This window comes from Stenotrophomonas genospecies 3, assembly GCF_054473855.1.
The window spans coordinates 321,545-335,734 of sequence record NZ_JBTMUR010000002.1; the positions used below are offsets into that span (position 1 = coordinate 321,545).

Genomic DNA, 14,190 nt, shown 5'->3' on the forward strand with positions numbered 1-14,190 from the left:
TGAGATGAGTACTGAGGCCAGCAGTTTCATCGAGCGTCGGAAGCGGGAGCAGGATCATCCTCTAGGCAAAGTGCGCCCGGAGCTGATCGCGGAGATTGCCGAGGAACTGGAACTACCTGCGGCAACTGGCTTGCCAGATGCCGCCTGTCGGGTGCAGATGGTTCTTCAGGATCTGCGGCCCCTGCTTCCAGAGTCCATCATCAGCCGCCTTGACGATGGTCGGATCTCAGCTGCGGAAATCTACGAGTACAACCCAGCCGTATACGTCCAAACGTTCCAGGACGGGAGTTACGGCATCGTGATGACATCAGCGCTCCCCGAGTATCTCTATCGGGTCGCAAGGCCTCTTTCCAGTGCGCTCATTCGCCTTGAAAGCAATCCTTCCAAGGGGCTTGAGCTCGACGAGTTGGCGCGCATCCTGGGCGAGATTGTCTGGTGGCAGTGCGAGGGTAGTTTCGGCCCTGACTACGAAATCTCAAAGCATCAGCGCGCCTATGCCAGCGAGCTCGCCATGCGTGCTCAGCGTTTTCTGGTTGCACATGAACTCGCGCATGTGATGTGCGACGTTGAGGATAAGCTGCGAGAGGCGCGGCCAGAAGCCGTCGGGCCTGTGGAGGAGGAGCTTGTTTGCGACTACATCGCGGTGCAGCTCTCGATGCACGCCAGTTCGGCGCGTGATGATGATCCGGATTTCCACATGCTCAACTATGCAGCTGCGGAGTTCGCGCTACAGTCGTGGTCCTTGCTGGAACGCTTGGGCGATCATGCGACTGATGCGGGCTCTCATCCTGCTCTCCCAGATCGGCTTGGGGCGATGCGACAGGCACTGCGCGATTGCTGTGAGGATGAAGCGACGTTCGAACAGATCGTATTGGTTGCAGATCTGATCGATCGTGCATTCGCCCGGGCTGCTGATCTGTTGCCAGACATCGAAGTGCGGTTCTCCGCCGACGCCGATGCTTTCGCATGCGACATCCATGCACTTCTTGATGAGTGCTCGCTCGAAGACGTCCCTGACTACTCCCGATTCCGGGAAGAGATCAGGCCCATTCTTGGGCGTGGCTATCCAGTAAAGCTCGTCGAGGCGGTGCTGAGTCCGGTGATCGATGGGTTCTTCCTCGCAAACCGATCGGGATCGCCTGAATTCTCTGATGAAGAGATCAAACGGCGCTTTCGCCGGATGAAGCTCCTCTATAGTCTGCAGGGCAATTATTCAAAGGCGATGGACACACTTCTGGAGTGTGTATTCAGTCGATACCGATAATGAGGGCAGGGCAGCCGTCCCAGCCATGCCGATGACTGGCTGGGACGAGTTGTTCAAGTAGCTACAACATGTACGGAATCTTGAACGCCAACGTGAAGTCCGGCGCATCCGGGGTCAACCCGATGCCCAGCAGCGTCACCAGCGTGGTGTGCTGGTTCAGCGCATAGGTCACGCCCAGGTTAAGTGATGCCGCATTGGCATCACTGCCGATTACCTTCATCCACTTGCCGCCCTGGAAGCGGGTGGAAGCGCGTGCGCTGATGCGGTCACTGAAGGACAGGCTCAGGCTGGTCCGCTCGTTGAATGCGAAGGCCACGCCTGCGCCGAAGTACACCGAGCCGCCCAGCTTCACATCGCCCGGGTTCACCGTGTCCGGATTACTGTCGATGTCGTTGAACCCGCGCGGGATGGAGTGCACGTAGCCGATGTTGGCAAACAGGATGGCCGGGTCGGCGGTCTTCACCATCGACAGGCCCAGGTTGGCCTGCCATACGCCATTGCCAGTGGGTTGCTCGCGCGGCACGGCGAAGCGGATGTAGTCGTCGTCATCGCGCTCGATCACCTTCCAGTCCAGGCCGTAGGGTGCGCGCCCGGTGGGGGCGGTGACGCCGGCGGTAAGCACGGTCTCAGGACGCCAGCCGCGTTCGCCGAACAACCGGTAGTTCGCACTGAGGCCGATATCACCCAGGCCGTTGCCGTTGGTCTCTTCCTGTGCAATGGCGGCCGCTGCTCCGCCGGCGCCGCCCTTCTGGTATACGGTGCGCCGGGCCAGGTAAGGCACGTCCAGGTTGAGCGTCAGGTTCGGGCTGACACCCCAGCGGGCCGCCACGTTGTAGGTCAGCGAGTCGGACTCCACGTTCTCGATGGCGATATTGCCGAGGAAAATGGCGTCCAGCGCGAGGAAGCCGTTGAGGGTGAGCTGCTTGCGGTCGTAGCGGGCGTAGGTGAGGCTGTTCTCGATGGTGAAGCGGCGGGAGAACAGGGCCGATTGCTGTTGCTTCACGTCGTCCACGCTGCGCCGCGACTCCTGCTTGGCCTGTTGCGCCTCGGCGGCGGTACTGGCGTAGCCCTCGCTGCTCGGAGGGACCGCGGCGGCGGCCGCCTGCGCCAATGGTGCGGCCGGTGGGGCTGTGACCGGGCCAACCCGCCCGCTCAAGCGCGCCTGCATGGCCTGGACCTGCATGTCCAGTTCGCGCAACCGCCGCACTTCCTGTGCGTAGTTGGCCTTCAGCTGTTCCAGCTGGTTGGCCAGGGCCTGCACGTCAGCGCCATCGTCGGACGTCGGCGGTGCGGCAAGGGCGGTGCCCGCCAGCGCCGCCAGCGCCAACGGGGTGATCCTCATCAGGGTGTGCATGTTGGTGTCCTGCGTTGTGGAGCGTTTCCCCCAATGCCAGGCCCTGTTACTGGCCTGGCCCCATGCCGCGGTTCAACGCAATCGCCTGGGCCACGTTCTGGCTCAACGGCAGGTTGCTGCCCACGGCGTTGCGCACCAGCTCCAGCCGCAGCTGGTTACTGGCGATCTGGCCGTCACCGGCGAGGGCGATACCCTGGCCGACGCTGCCATTGCGGATCCACTGCTGCACCAGCCCCTGGCCATCCACCTGCAGCAGCAGGCGTGCCTGGTTGCCTTCCAGCACGGCGGTCGCGCTGGCGCCGGCCTGCTGCGCGGTGACGTTGCCTGCGCCATCAGAGATAACGGCTGGCACGCCACCCTCGCGGACGGTCAGCGTGGTGACGTTGCGCGCGACATTGTCATCGCCGGCCACCTGCACGCTCTGCACCAGGCCGCTGGCGTTGGCCAGGCCGCTGCTGTCGATGCTGCGTCCGTGGGTATCGGGCAGCGGCGCATCGGCTGCCGTGACATGCACGCTGGGCTGGAAGCTCAGCTTCGGCGCGCCACCACCACGGAAGTCCATGCCCAGGGTGAGGCTGCCCTGCAGCGTCGCGCCGTTGCTGGCCTGCCACTGCGACACCATGGTGACCCCGAACCAGGCAACGTTGTTGCCACCCACGGTGTAGCGCCCCCGCATCAGGCTCAGTTCCGGGTCCGGAATTTCCTTCAGGCCGCGACCGGGAGCACCCTCTGCCGCCTGCAGAGGCAGGGAAGGGAAGGCCAGCAGCAGAGCCATCATCATCGGTTGGCGGAACATGGTCGAACCTCCTTCAGAACAGGTCGGCGTGGCTGAAGCCGAAGTCGACCAGTTCGGCATCGGTGATCGGCCCTTGCCGCGCGTAGAGCGCGCGGGCGCTTGGCCGTTCGCTGGGTTGCAGAAGAGCGGTGTTGCGATCGAAGTCGCTGCCGATCACCACGAAGACCGCGCGCGATGGCCAGGCGGCCAGGAACTCCGGAAGGGCCAGGCTGCGGTTGCCCAGGATCGGGTCGGCCACTTCCACGGTGCCGTTGCGCACCTGCTTGAGCACCACGAAATGGCGGAAGCCGCGCACGTCCATCAGCACCAGTCCCGGCACGCGAAGGGTGCGCAGTCGTGTTTCGTCGATGCGGTAGCCCCGGCCACGCATGCCCAGCGACTCCACGTAGCGCTTGATGTCGAGCAGCGAGAAGCCGCGCTCGGCTACCAGAGCGGGATCTGAGACCCCCATCATTCCCTCGATCACCGTCGCCTCGTCGGTCTGCAGGTGGTAGGCGTGGCGCAGGATGGTCGCCAGCGCCGCAGCCCCGCAGCTGTAGTCGGTGTGCTGGCGTACCACGTTGCGGTAGCGCCGCTCCTGCATGCTCTCCACCTTCTGCTGCAGCAGCGCGCCATTGGGCAGTACGCCACTGAAGCGCACGTCGCCCGCCCACGCAGGAACAGTGGCCAGCAGCAACAGGCAGGCCAGCAGGCACATCGAAAGACGGCAACGGATCATCACAGTCTCCGGCAGCAGGGGGGAGCCCCTGTCCCAAGGGGGAGGAGGAACAGGGGCTCCCGGGGACCCGGCCATTGGCGGACGGCCGGGGTGTTGCGCTTACTCGCCGCTGCCGCCACCGCCGCCGGTGCTGGGCTGGGCGACGGCCAGGGCCAGGCTGTTGGCCTGCAGGTTGCCGGTGCCCGCAGCAACGTTCACGCCGATGTTGCCGGAGGCGCCGGAGAAGGCACTGCCGGACAACGCCGAGGTGTTGGTGGCGTTGACGTTCACCCAGCGCGTGGTGCTGACCGTGCCGCTGAGGCTGGCGTACAGATCGGCCACGCCCAGTTCGACGAACTGGCTGGTGCCACTCTCACGCGTATCGAAGCCCAGGCCGCCCACCCCCGGCCGGTTGGGGTTCATCGTGGCGTTCTGGATCTGGTTGTCCAGGTCGATGTGGCCGGTGCTGTTGCCACCCGGGTGTGGCAGCTCGCCACTCCACGTATCCAGGTAGTAGTTGGCCATCTGGTAGGCGTTGCCGGTACCGCGGTAGGTGCCCGCGCCATAGGCCAGGGTCAGGCCACTGACGCCGCCACGCATGCCGACCTGCACGGTATCGGTGTAGGACTGCACGAAGCCGGCGTTGCTGACCGTGTTGCCGGTGGAGACCTGGTTGGAGCTGATGCTCGACTGGGCCACCGCCGTGGTCGCGACCGAGGCCGCGAGCGCGTTCTTCTGCTCGTTGTTGTTGCCCGAGGCGATGTTCACGCCGATGTTGCCGGACGCGCCGCCGAAAGCGTTGCCGCCAAGACCTGCGGCGTTGGTGACGCCTGAGTTCATGGTGGCGTTGCCGAAGCCGGCCTGGTTGACGAACACCTCGGCGTCAGCCATGCCGAAGCTGAAGGACGCATCGGCAGCAGACAACGACGCGGCATTGTCCTGGGCATTGTTGTCGCCGGAGGCCACGTTGAAGCCGAGATTGCCCGATGCGCCGGCACCCACGCTGTCACCGATGGACGCACTGTTGGTGACCAGGCTGTTGCTGGTGGCGTTGTTGCTGATCGACTGGCGGTTGTCGATCACGGCAATGGCCGCCGAGTCGAGGTCGATGTCGCCGGTGATGTTCGGATCGCCGGAGAAATTGATGTCGGTGCTCAGCCGCAGGTCCTTCTCCAGGTTCACGTCGACGCCGTGGTTGTTCTTCTCCTTGCGTTCGTCGGCCTGGATGTTGCTGTGCTTCTGCACATTGACGTTGACGGTGCGGTTGCGCACGTCGTTGTCGGTGTGGTTGTGCGTATCGTTGCGGGTTTCACTGACGGTGTGGTTGTGGTTGATGTTCGCGTTGGCGTTCTGGTTGTCCCAGCCATTGGCCGCAGCGGCGGTCGAGGCAGTGGCAATCGCCATGGCGAGCATGGTCTGTTTGACGGTCGCTTTCATGGTGCCCTCTCTCTCATCAGGTGGTGCATCGGTTGGGTGGTTGTCACGGGCGGTCCTGCACGACCAGGCCCAATACGTTGGCCGTGTCGTTGCCGTTGCCCGCGATCTGATTGAGTTGCAGGACCCCGTCGAATCCCCGCAGTGCGGTGCTGGCTACACCTGCGCTGCGGGTGCCCGTCGCGACGCCGTGACCGGTGTCGTCCCGCCCCCCTGCCAACACGGAACCCTCGGCGGCCAAGGCCGTATCGTCGGTTTCGCGTATGCCCTGTCGGGCCAGCGTCGCGCTGACGACGTTGAGCGTCGTGTTGGCGACGCCGCTGGCCTGGTTGATGGATGCGATGCCACTGGCATCGGCCAGTGCGTCACCGCCAATGAATGCAGTGGCCTGCAGCGGCCCGGACAGCACGCGGTTGCCCTGCTGCAGTTGCCGCGCATTGATCGCGACGTCGGCGCGATCACCCTTGGCGATACCCCGTAGGTTGGTCTGCACGTTGAGGTCGCCGGCGGCCTGGTTCACGGCGATGGCGCCATTTGTTCCGGCAAGTGCGTGGCCGTCGATGCGGGCCACGTCGAGATAGGCGAGCATGCCGCTGTAGTCATCGGCCCGGGTCGCCCAGGGCGCGGCAGCGAGCAGCAGAAGCAACCCGTGCAGGGGCTTCATTTTCCACCTGCCGGGGCCGTGCCCTGCAGCGGGAACTGGGCCAGTGCGCCGCGCACGGTATCGGCGATACTGCGGGTGCTGCTGCCGACCGCACCGAGCGGCCCACTCATGGCCCCCCCCAGATTGCTGCCGACCATGCCGTCGCCACTGCGGCCCAGCGTGCCGCCCAGGGCCTGCTGGGTGACCTGTTCAACGGTGGTGCCACCCGGCGCCGTGATGGACGCGGCCTGGCCGGCGCCCATGCCGGCATAGTCCTCATCGCTCAACTCGTCCATGCCGGTCGTTGTGCCGCCGGCACCCAATGCGGTGGCGATCTCGCGCTGCGGCTTCGGGTCGGCAATCAGCGCCATGCCCGGCGGCGCCATGCGATATGCCGGGCGCGCGGATACATCCCGCAGCAGGACGATTTCGCCCGGTTGTGCCTTCACGCCTTGGCGGGCGCCGGATGCGGATGCGCCCGCGCCAACCGACAGCAGGGCCACTGCCAGTGCTGCGGCCAGGCCGCGAATCAGGGTGGAGCCGTCCATGCCGATCTCCCGCGATGGGTGCGGCGAAACCACGCATCAACCGTGCCAACTTCGAAGTACCCACCGGCCAATGTCGGCACCGTGCCGCACCTGACCGGGCTGCTGCCACGCTGTTACAGGCACGTCGTGGAATTGTTGGGATTTCGAAGCCCCAGGCACTGCAGGGCAAGGGCGGCGGGCGACTGTCGCATCCGTGTTACAGGTGGCGTCGCGGTCTGCAACGGTGCCGCTTCAGCCAGGAATTTCTTGACGCACTGCTCATTGCGCCACCGTTTAGGGAAGCGCTAGGATCCGCCCAACAAAGGCCGCCCCGGTGGCCGTAGAGGTCCCGGCGGGGGGCGGCACGCCGGTGATTGCCTGACAGTCCGCCGACGGTGTCCGGATGCTGGGGGAAGCATGGCAGCGGTCCCGGAGGCTTCAACGTCACGTTGCGTGCTCTGGTTTGGCGAGCCGTTGGCGAACGAGCGCAGTGCGCTGGCGGCAGCAGGCTGGTATGTGCGCAGCATCCGTCCCGATCCCGCCATGGCGATTGGCCTGCGCGGGCGCGATCGCTTGCTCGCCGTGCTCGATCTGCGCCACCTCGATGCGGTCGCGCTGCAGCTGCTGGTACCGTGGATCGAGCAGCACCAGCATCTACCCTGGCTGGCGGTACTGCCACCGGGTGGCGGACCTGCTTCAGCGGCCTGGCTGCCGTTGCTGCAGCGATGCCGTGCCCGCTTCACGCTGCCGTTCGGCCTGCAGGATCTGGTCTGCGCAATGCGCCAGCAGTTCGACGCAGATGATCCGCCTGTCGACGCAACCTGCAGCGGGCAGGGACCGCACGCATTGATTGGCGAAAGCGCTGCGCTGCATGCGGTGCGCACGGTGCTGCACAAGTTCGCGCCGGTGGAGCTGCCGGTGCTGGTCACCGGCGAAACCGGTACAGGCAAGGAACTGGCCGCACATGCGCTGCATGCGTTGTCGGGGCGTGCTGGGAGGCCTTTCATTGCGGTGAACTGTGGTGCGATTCCGGCCAACCTGGTGCAGTCGGAGCTGTTCGGCCACGAACGTGGCTCGTTCACCGGTGCCGACAAGCGGCAGATCGGCGTGTTCGAATCCGCGCACGGCGGCACGGTGTTTCTGGACGAAGTCGGTGACCTGCCGTCGGAGGCACAGACCAGCCTGTTGCGTGTACTGCAGGAAGGCACCTTCGAGCGCGTCGGCAGCAGCCAGCCGTTGCGGGCGGATGTGAGAGTGCTGGCTGCCACCCACGTGGAACTGGAACACGCGGTGGCGCAGGGCCGGTTCCGCAGCGATCTCTACTACCGTCTGAACGTGCTGCGCCTGCTCATGCCACCATTGCGTGAGCGCGGTGCCGATGTGCAGCTGCTGGCCGAACACTTCCTGCGCTGTTTCCGGCAGCGCCACAGCGTGCGTGCACGCGGCTTTGCGCCGGCCGCACTGCAGGCCATGCGGCGTTTCGAATGGCCCGGCAACGTACGCGAACTGCTGAACCGTGTGCAGCGTGCAGCGATCATGGCCGAGGGCGAGCTGATCAGCGAGCGTGACCTGGAGCTGGGCGCATCGGTGGCGGTCCTGCCTGGGGCTATGCTGCACGATGCGCGGGGGCAGGCCGAGCGCGATGTGCTGCTGCAGACCCTGCGCCAGACCGGCTACAACGTTTCCGAGTGCGCGCGGCAGATGCAGATCTCGCGGGTGACGGTGTATCGCCTGTGCCGCAAGCACCGGTTGGAGCTGCCTGCGCAGCGCTGATCAGCCGGCCGCCAGGTGCTTGAACAGGCGCAACGGCTTGCCCGTGACGCGCTCGATCACGCCCTTGGCTTCCAGGTCCAGCTGCACGGCCTTCAACCACCAGCCGGCGGTGGCGCCTGCCGGGAACAGGGCGGCGGGCAGGTGCGGCAGCAGCGCCTGCTTGGCCTGCGCAACGGTCAGGCCTGGCGGTTGCGCAGGCAGGGCCTGCAGCAAGGCATGGCGCATGGCGAGATACTTGGCACGATCCACACGCTGGGTGTGCCCGGGCGCGGTGATGCTCTCGATCTCGATCCGCTCGGGCTCAGACATGGCTATCTCCCGCGACTTCGATGCGAGGGCTGCGGAAGCCCATGGCGATCCACGCCTTCATCAACCGTGCATAGAACCGCAGCGACCGGGTCTGCAGGTTCGGCACATCGTCCGGAAGGACAGACGCATCAGGAAGATCACTGACCATCGTCCGCATCTCCACGGCGGGTCTTGCCGATGCGGGCCACAACAGGCCATACAGGCTCAGCCAATGGCCGCCACTGAACTCCAGGAACAGCGGCGTATTGCAGCAGCCCGCCAGGACGCGGCGGCTGCCGCCCCTGCTGGACAAGCGCAACGCACGCAGCATGGAATGTCCGGCGTCGATGCTGACGCGATCCTTGCGGTGCATTACGAAAAGCGTCTGGCCGTGCGGGCCCAGTACTTCGGGTGCTCGGGGCAGCGACTGCAGCATGGCGCCGGCCTTGCGGCAGCTGTCGCAGCAGCATTCGACGGTGGCAATGGGTTGGCCCGTGGCGGTCAGGCGGACCTGGCCGCAGGCGCAGGCAAGGGACTGTTGGGAGGGCATCTGCATTTTCTCCTGGGTACTCATCCTCTCGACGAACCGGGGCGCCGGGAATCGACAACATCCGCCTTCAAGGGCGCTTCATCCGGTAGTGGATGCGGTACAGGTCCAACCCTGCACCGTCCGCACGCCGCGCCGAATAGGTCAACGTGCCGGGTTGCGAGCCATCCAGCATCGCGCCGTAGCTGTTGCCGGAGGTCTCGTTCAAGGGCGAGGGCAATGCATGGCCCGCGTCATAACGGCCTCCACGTTCGTAAGCAATGAACTGGCGCACCGGTGCGCTGCCGAAGTCGAGAGCGCGGGCAAAGACCACAGTACGGCCATCCCCGAGGAAGGTGGCATCGAACTCCTGCGCCGAGGTATTGAGGTCTCCGGGCAGTGGCCGCGCGGGCTGCGCCTCACCACGGACCATCGCTGCGACGTAGAGGTCATGGCCATCCGCACCGCCTGCACGATCGCTGGAGAACAGCAGCGTGGCTGCGTCTGGTGAGAGCATCGGCGCGAACTCATCGGCCGCGCTGTTCACTGCGGGGCCAAGATTGACCGGCTCCCCGAATCGGCCGTCGCTCCCCACGCTGACCCGATACAGATCGTCGCCGCCCTGGCCGCCTGCGCGATCCGAACAGAAATACACCACGCGGCCATCGGCGGAAAAGGCGGGATCGAAGTCGCGCCCCGGCGAGTTGAACGGCACCGGCATCGCCGGCCGCCAGCGCTGACCATCGTTGCGGGAGACCCAGATGTCATACCCGCCCGGACCGCCGGGCCGGTTGCGGCTGAACCACAATGCGGTTTTTCCGTCCGGGCTCAAGGTCAGTCGAATCTCGTCGTACTGCGTGGATGCAATGCCCGGAGCAAAGCGCTCGGCCGGGCCGACGATCTGCAGCACCCTGGATGGAGACGCGCCAGGCGATGCAGACACCAGCAGCATCACGGCCAGCAGCGCCTTCATGCCTGTCGCTCGAAGTCGCTGACCCAGTTGGTTTCCCAGCTGCGTCCACCATCGGTCGAGGCCGCCTGTTCCCAGCGCGCCGAACGCGGGGTAATGCGTGACCAGATCACCCGCGTCTGGATCGCTCGTCCGTCGTGCTGGTCCTCGCCGAAGAAGCGACCGACACCGGCCTCGAAACCACCGCGCAGCGGCGCGCCGATCCGGGTCGGTTCCCGGCCATCCAGCCACCAGCTCAGCCAGTGCCGCTCCGCCGCATTCCAGGCGCGGATGCCCATGCCTCGCAGCGGCGCTCCAGGCATGTCCATCAGGTTGTCACCCACGTTGCCGAATCCTCCCAGCACCGGCCAGTTGTGCAGGGTGCCGTCGAACGCGTCCCACGCATCGCTGCCTGCCAGCCGAGCGCGCAGGCGACGATGGCGCACATTCCAATGGCCCACCAGGAAATCAAAATCGCCCGGTGCATCCGGCAGCTTCGGAAGCGGCGAGGGGACCGCAGCTGTGCGGCGGAACCAGTTGCGCCAGTTCACTTCCCAGTGCGCACCGGCATCGTCGGAGAACGCCTGTTCCCACCACGGCTCCTCGCCGTGGATGGCGTGCCACCTGAACCACACGTCGATGGGGCGTCCGTCGATCCGGTCGGTGCCGCGAAAGCTGCCGGCATCGCCCTTGAAACCGCCGCGTACGGGGGCTTCGATATGGGCAGGATTGCGGCCATCGATCCACCAGATCGACCATGTGGAAGACACCGGATCAAAGGCACGCACGCCCAGGCCCCTGTAGGGACCCGAGGGCAGTTCCATGACGTTGTCATCGATGGTGCCGAGCCCGCCCAGGGTGAGCCAGACCGCGCTGGCGCCGGTGAAGGCTTCCCAGCGGGTATCGCCCACCAGCCGCTCCTTCAGGCGTTGGTGCCGGACCTGCCAGTCGCCCTGCAACCATTTCCAGTCTTCGCTGTGACTGGCCAGGGCCCACCCGGCGGGCAGGGCGGTGGACGCGGCCGTGGCGGCCAGGGTGACCAGGAACTGCCGTCGATCCATATGCGTGATCCCCTACCGAAGGTGCCCCCATGGTTGCGGGTACGAAGGGGATTGACCACGCAGATATCGGGGCTCAGGCTAAGTCACACTTATGGTCACCCAACGCCAGCTGCCATCGCTTGCCGCCATCCGCGCCTTCGAGGCGGCGGCGCGGCTGGGCAGCTTCGCGCGTGCCGCCGAGGAGCTCGACACCACTGCGGCATCGGTGAGCTATCACGTGCGGCGGCTGGAGGCCCAGACCGGTACCTGCCTGTTCCTGCGCCACGCACAGCACGTGGAACTGACGGTGGTGGGTGCCAGCGTCGCGCAGGAAGCCACCCGGGCATTCGACGCACTACGCGCCAGCTTCATGCGCGCCGCTGGCATGGATGCGGCGCGACTGCGCCTGTCCGTACTGCCAACGCTGGGCACCAGTTGGTTGACGCCGCGGCTGGGTACGTTCCGCGCCCGCCATCGGCAGCTCCTGCTGGAACTGGATCTGTCGGCAGAGCCGCAGGATCTTGCCGCCGGCCACTTCGATGCCGCCATCCGCAACGGGCATGGCGAGTGGCCTGGGCTGCAGGCCACGCCCTTGTTCCCCAGCGTTTTCATGCCGTTGTGTGCGCCGGCGCTGCTGCCGGCGGCCCGTGGGCTGGGCAGCACCGCGCTGGAGATTCCCCTGCTCGGTCGGCCGGACTGGTGGGCCCTGTGGTTCGCCGCGCACGCGCACCTTCCACCGCCGGCACCAGGGAGTCTGGTCACGCCCTTCGCCGTCGAGCATCTGGATGTCGGTGCCGCGATCGCAGGGCAGGGCATCGCCATCGGTTCGCCGATCCTGTTCCAGGCCGAGCTGGAGAGCGGGCGCCTGGTGCAGGCGCATCCGGGTGTCGCCAGCGACGGTCGCAGCTTCTGGTTCGTGGCGCCCTCGGCGCGGAGTGGCAGCGCCAAGGTCATCGCATTCCGTGACTGGTTGGTCGAACAGGCCGCCGAGGCACGGCACGCAGCACGCCATCATCTGGCGCAAGCGGTGACGCCGTGAACCAGAGCCCCGAACTGCTGCGACGACTGCTGCGTGCCAAGGACCGGATGGACCGGGCCAGCCATGAGGAATGGCCAGTCACACGCCTGGCCGAGGTCAGTGCGGTGTCGCCGGCGCACTTCGCCCGCTCGTTCAAGCAGGCATTCGGGCTGCCGCCGCACCGGTATCTTCTCAGCCGCCGCATCGAACGGGCCGTGGCGATGTTGCGTGACACCGACCTGCCGGTGACCGAAATCGCCGTGCAGACCGGGTGGGGCAGCCTGGGCACCTTTGGCCGCATCTTCCGTGACATCACCGGTGACAGCCCGGGCAATGTGCGTGAGCGTGAGCGTGCAGGCCAGGCGGCGTCGGCCAGCGTGCCGGAATGCCACGCACGTGCCGCACAGCGACCGGACCTGAAGATCGCAGTTTTGGAGAAGCGTCGCCGCGAGGCGGTTGCTAACGTGGACCCCACCTGAGGGAGGTCCCATGACGAACACTGTGAACACGGTCGGCCTGTATGTGCGCGACCAGGATGAGGCGCTCGCGTTCTATGTCGGCAAGCTCGGCTTCGAAGTGCATACCGATGTACGCAACGGCAGCTACCGCTGGCTGACGGTACGCAGCCCGGGCCAGGACGGTTTCCAGCTGGGCCTGTTCGTGCCTGGCCCGCCCACCCACGATGCGGCCACCGCACTTTCGCTGCAGCAGCTGGTGGCCAAGGGCGCAATGCCGCCGCTGGTGCTGGCCGTGGATGACTGCCAGGCGTGCTACACGCAATGGCTGGCGCTGGGCGTGGAATTCACCCAGGAGCCGATCGAGCGCTATGGTGCCGTGGACGCCGGATTCCGCGATCCATCAGGCAATGGCTGGAAGATGATCGAAGCCCGCTCCGAGACGAGGCGCCGGCAATGAGCCGCGGTGGCTGGGCACGGCCCGTGCATCGTTGGACCTCGATCGTGTTCACCCTGGCGGTGATCGCCAACTTCGTAGTGCGCGCGATGGGACAGGGCGAGCCTGCGGCGTGGCTCACCTACTCGCCGTTGCCACCCCTGTTCCTGCAACTGTTCACCGGCCTTTACCTGTTCGTGCTGCACTACGCCGGAAGGCGCCGCAGCGCCGCACTCGGCGCTACGGGCTGAGGCAAGGTCAGGCGACCGCGTCGACCGCATGGGCGGCAAGCAGGGCGGGCAGGTCTTCCATGCGCTGGAAGATCACCTGTGCACCCGCTGCACGCAGGGCCTCCGGCGTACTGTGGTGCGGACCGCCTTCACTGAAGCCGAACACGGTTGCGCCAGCGGCCACACCGGCCGTTGCACCGGTAACAGTGTCCTCGATCACCGCGCAACGCTTCGGGTCCACGCCCAGCGCAGCGGCGGCGGCCAGATAGACATCCGGATGCGGCTTGGTGTGCGGCATGTCCTGGCCGCTGAACACGTGGGCCCCGAAGGCATCAAGGATGCCGACCTTGCCCAGCTGCAGCTTCACCTTGTGCAGATCGGCGCCGGACGCGCAGGCAATCCGGCCTCCGGTGAGCACCGCGATCGCACGCACCGCCTCGGGCGCACCCTGGATGGCAACCAGGTCACGTTCCAACGCGCGGTTGCGCTGCTGGCGGAACTCTTCCAGCCATTCCTCGGTGAACGGCTTGCCGGTGCGTTCTTCGATCAGGCCGGCCAGATGGGCCACGGACTGGCCCAGGAACACCTCACCGGCCTGCGCCGGGGTCAGCGGCCAGCCGCGCTCGGTCAGCATTTCCGAGAGCACGCGGGCGACCAGCGGCTCGGAATCAACGAGTACGCCATCGCAGTCGAACAGCACGGCATCGAAGGGGAAACGGGACATCTACAGCTCCTTGAAACAACACCCATGGGGGCGATC

17 protein-coding genes are annotated in these 14,190 nt (G+C 66.2%); 6 read left to right on the top strand and 11 right to left on the bottom strand.

The features are described from left to right. Positions 1-4 precede the first annotated feature (4 nt). On the top strand, positions 5-1,264 hold the full coding sequence (locus ACX9OT_RS03850; protein ID WP_459001021.1) for a phage exclusion protein Lit family protein: 1,260 nt from the start codon (positions 5-7) through the stop codon (positions 1,262-1,264). Positions 1,265-1,325: 61 nt separating this feature from the next. Here the strand turns inward: ACX9OT_RS03850 and ACX9OT_RS03855 are convergent, their stop codons facing one another. From ACX9OT_RS03855 to ACX9OT_RS03880, 6 genes are all read right to left on the bottom strand, one after another. After that, the gene (locus tag ACX9OT_RS03855; protein WP_032127219.1) at positions 1,326-2,618 is read right to left on the bottom strand and encodes a transporter; all 1,293 of its coding nucleotides are present in this window, start codon (positions 2,616-2,618) and stop codon (positions 1,326-1,328) included. A 46-nt stretch (positions 2,619-2,664) separates the two neighbouring features. Next, complete coding sequence (locus ACX9OT_RS03860) at positions 2,665-3,414, bottom strand: hypothetical protein (protein ID WP_459001023.1); 750 nt, start codon at positions 3,412-3,414, stop codon at positions 2,665-2,667. 13 nt (positions 3,415-3,427) lie between these two features. Then, a complete protein-coding gene (locus tag ACX9OT_RS03865) occupies positions 3,428-4,132 on the bottom strand; it encodes a C39 family peptidase (protein ID WP_459001025.1) in 705 nt (234 codons plus the stop codon). Between the two features lie 99 nt (positions 4,133-4,231). Then, a complete protein-coding gene (locus ACX9OT_RS03870) occupies positions 4,232-5,548 on the bottom strand; it encodes an adhesin (RefSeq protein WP_459001027.1) in 1,317 nt (438 codons plus the stop codon). A gap of 43 nt (positions 5,549-5,591) precedes the next feature. Further along, on the bottom strand, positions 5,592-6,209 hold the full coding sequence (locus tag ACX9OT_RS03875; protein ID WP_459001029.1) for a hypothetical protein: 618 nt from the start codon (positions 6,207-6,209) through the stop codon (positions 5,592-5,594). After that, positions 6,206-6,736 (bottom strand): hypothetical protein, encoded by a 531-nt coding sequence (locus ACX9OT_RS03880; RefSeq protein ID WP_459001031.1) that lies wholly within the window; start codon positions 6,734-6,736, stop codon positions 6,206-6,208. The genes ACX9OT_RS03875 and ACX9OT_RS03880 overlap by 4 nt, the downstream gene beginning before the upstream one ends. A gap of 396 nt (positions 6,737-7,132) precedes the next feature. On the opposite strand from ACX9OT_RS03880, the gene ACX9OT_RS03885 reads away from it, so the two are divergent. After that, positions 7,133-8,488 (top strand): sigma-54 interaction domain-containing protein, encoded by a 1,356-nt coding sequence (locus ACX9OT_RS03885; protein ID WP_107431931.1) that lies wholly within the window; start codon positions 7,133-7,135, stop codon positions 8,486-8,488. Here ACX9OT_RS03885 and ACX9OT_RS03890 read toward each other — a convergent pair whose 3' ends face one another. The 4 genes from ACX9OT_RS03890 to ACX9OT_RS03905 form a co-directional block, all read right to left on the bottom strand. Then, entirely contained in the window at positions 8,489-8,797 is a 309-nt protein-coding gene (locus ACX9OT_RS03890; protein WP_071228316.1) for a DUF6958 family protein, read from the bottom strand. Then, positions 8,790-9,332 (bottom strand): GFA family protein, encoded by a 543-nt coding sequence (locus ACX9OT_RS03895; protein WP_107431932.1) that lies wholly within the window; start codon positions 9,330-9,332, stop codon positions 8,790-8,792. Before ACX9OT_RS03895 ends, ACX9OT_RS03890 begins: the two co-directional genes overlap by 8 nt. 61 nt (positions 9,333-9,393) lie before the next feature. Continuing rightward, on the bottom strand, positions 9,394-10,275 hold the full coding sequence (locus tag ACX9OT_RS03900; RefSeq protein WP_459001033.1) for a TolB family protein: 882 nt from the start codon (positions 10,273-10,275) through the stop codon (positions 9,394-9,396). Beyond that, complete coding sequence (locus ACX9OT_RS03905; RefSeq protein WP_459001035.1) at positions 10,272-11,312, bottom strand: hypothetical protein; 1,041 nt, start codon at positions 11,310-11,312, stop codon at positions 10,272-10,274. The genes ACX9OT_RS03900 and ACX9OT_RS03905 overlap by 4 nt, the downstream gene beginning before the upstream one ends. Before the next feature lie 91 nt (positions 11,313-11,403). Between ACX9OT_RS03905 and ACX9OT_RS03910 the strand changes: the two genes are divergently transcribed. From ACX9OT_RS03910 to ACX9OT_RS03925, 4 genes are read left to right on the top strand one after another with little or no spacing between them, the layout of a single operon-like run. After that, on the top strand, positions 11,404-12,330 hold the full coding sequence (locus tag ACX9OT_RS03910; RefSeq protein ID WP_189721173.1) for a LysR substrate-binding domain-containing protein: 927 nt from the start codon (positions 11,404-11,406) through the stop codon (positions 12,328-12,330). Beyond that, positions 12,327-12,788: a helix-turn-helix domain-containing protein gene (locus tag ACX9OT_RS03915; protein WP_107431935.1), complete on the top strand. Its 462-nt coding sequence runs from the start codon at positions 12,327-12,329 to the stop codon at positions 12,786-12,788. The genes ACX9OT_RS03910 and ACX9OT_RS03915 overlap by 4 nt, the downstream gene beginning before the upstream one ends. 10 nt (positions 12,789-12,798) lie before the next feature. Beyond that, the gene (locus ACX9OT_RS03920; protein WP_121503347.1) at positions 12,799-13,224 is read left to right on the top strand and encodes a VOC family protein; all 426 of its coding nucleotides are present in this window, start codon (positions 12,799-12,801) and stop codon (positions 13,222-13,224) included. Beyond that, complete coding sequence (locus ACX9OT_RS03925; RefSeq protein WP_049461076.1) at positions 13,221-13,451, top strand: hypothetical protein; 231 nt, start codon at positions 13,221-13,223, stop codon at positions 13,449-13,451. Before ACX9OT_RS03920 ends, ACX9OT_RS03925 begins: the two co-directional genes overlap by 4 nt. Before the next feature lie 7 nt (positions 13,452-13,458). Here the strand turns inward: ACX9OT_RS03925 and ACX9OT_RS03930 are convergent, their stop codons facing one another. Continuing rightward, positions 13,459-14,154 (bottom strand): HAD family hydrolase, encoded by a 696-nt coding sequence (locus tag ACX9OT_RS03930; protein WP_049401501.1) that lies wholly within the window; start codon positions 14,152-14,154, stop codon positions 13,459-13,461. Positions 14,155-14,190 lie beyond the last annotated feature (36 nt).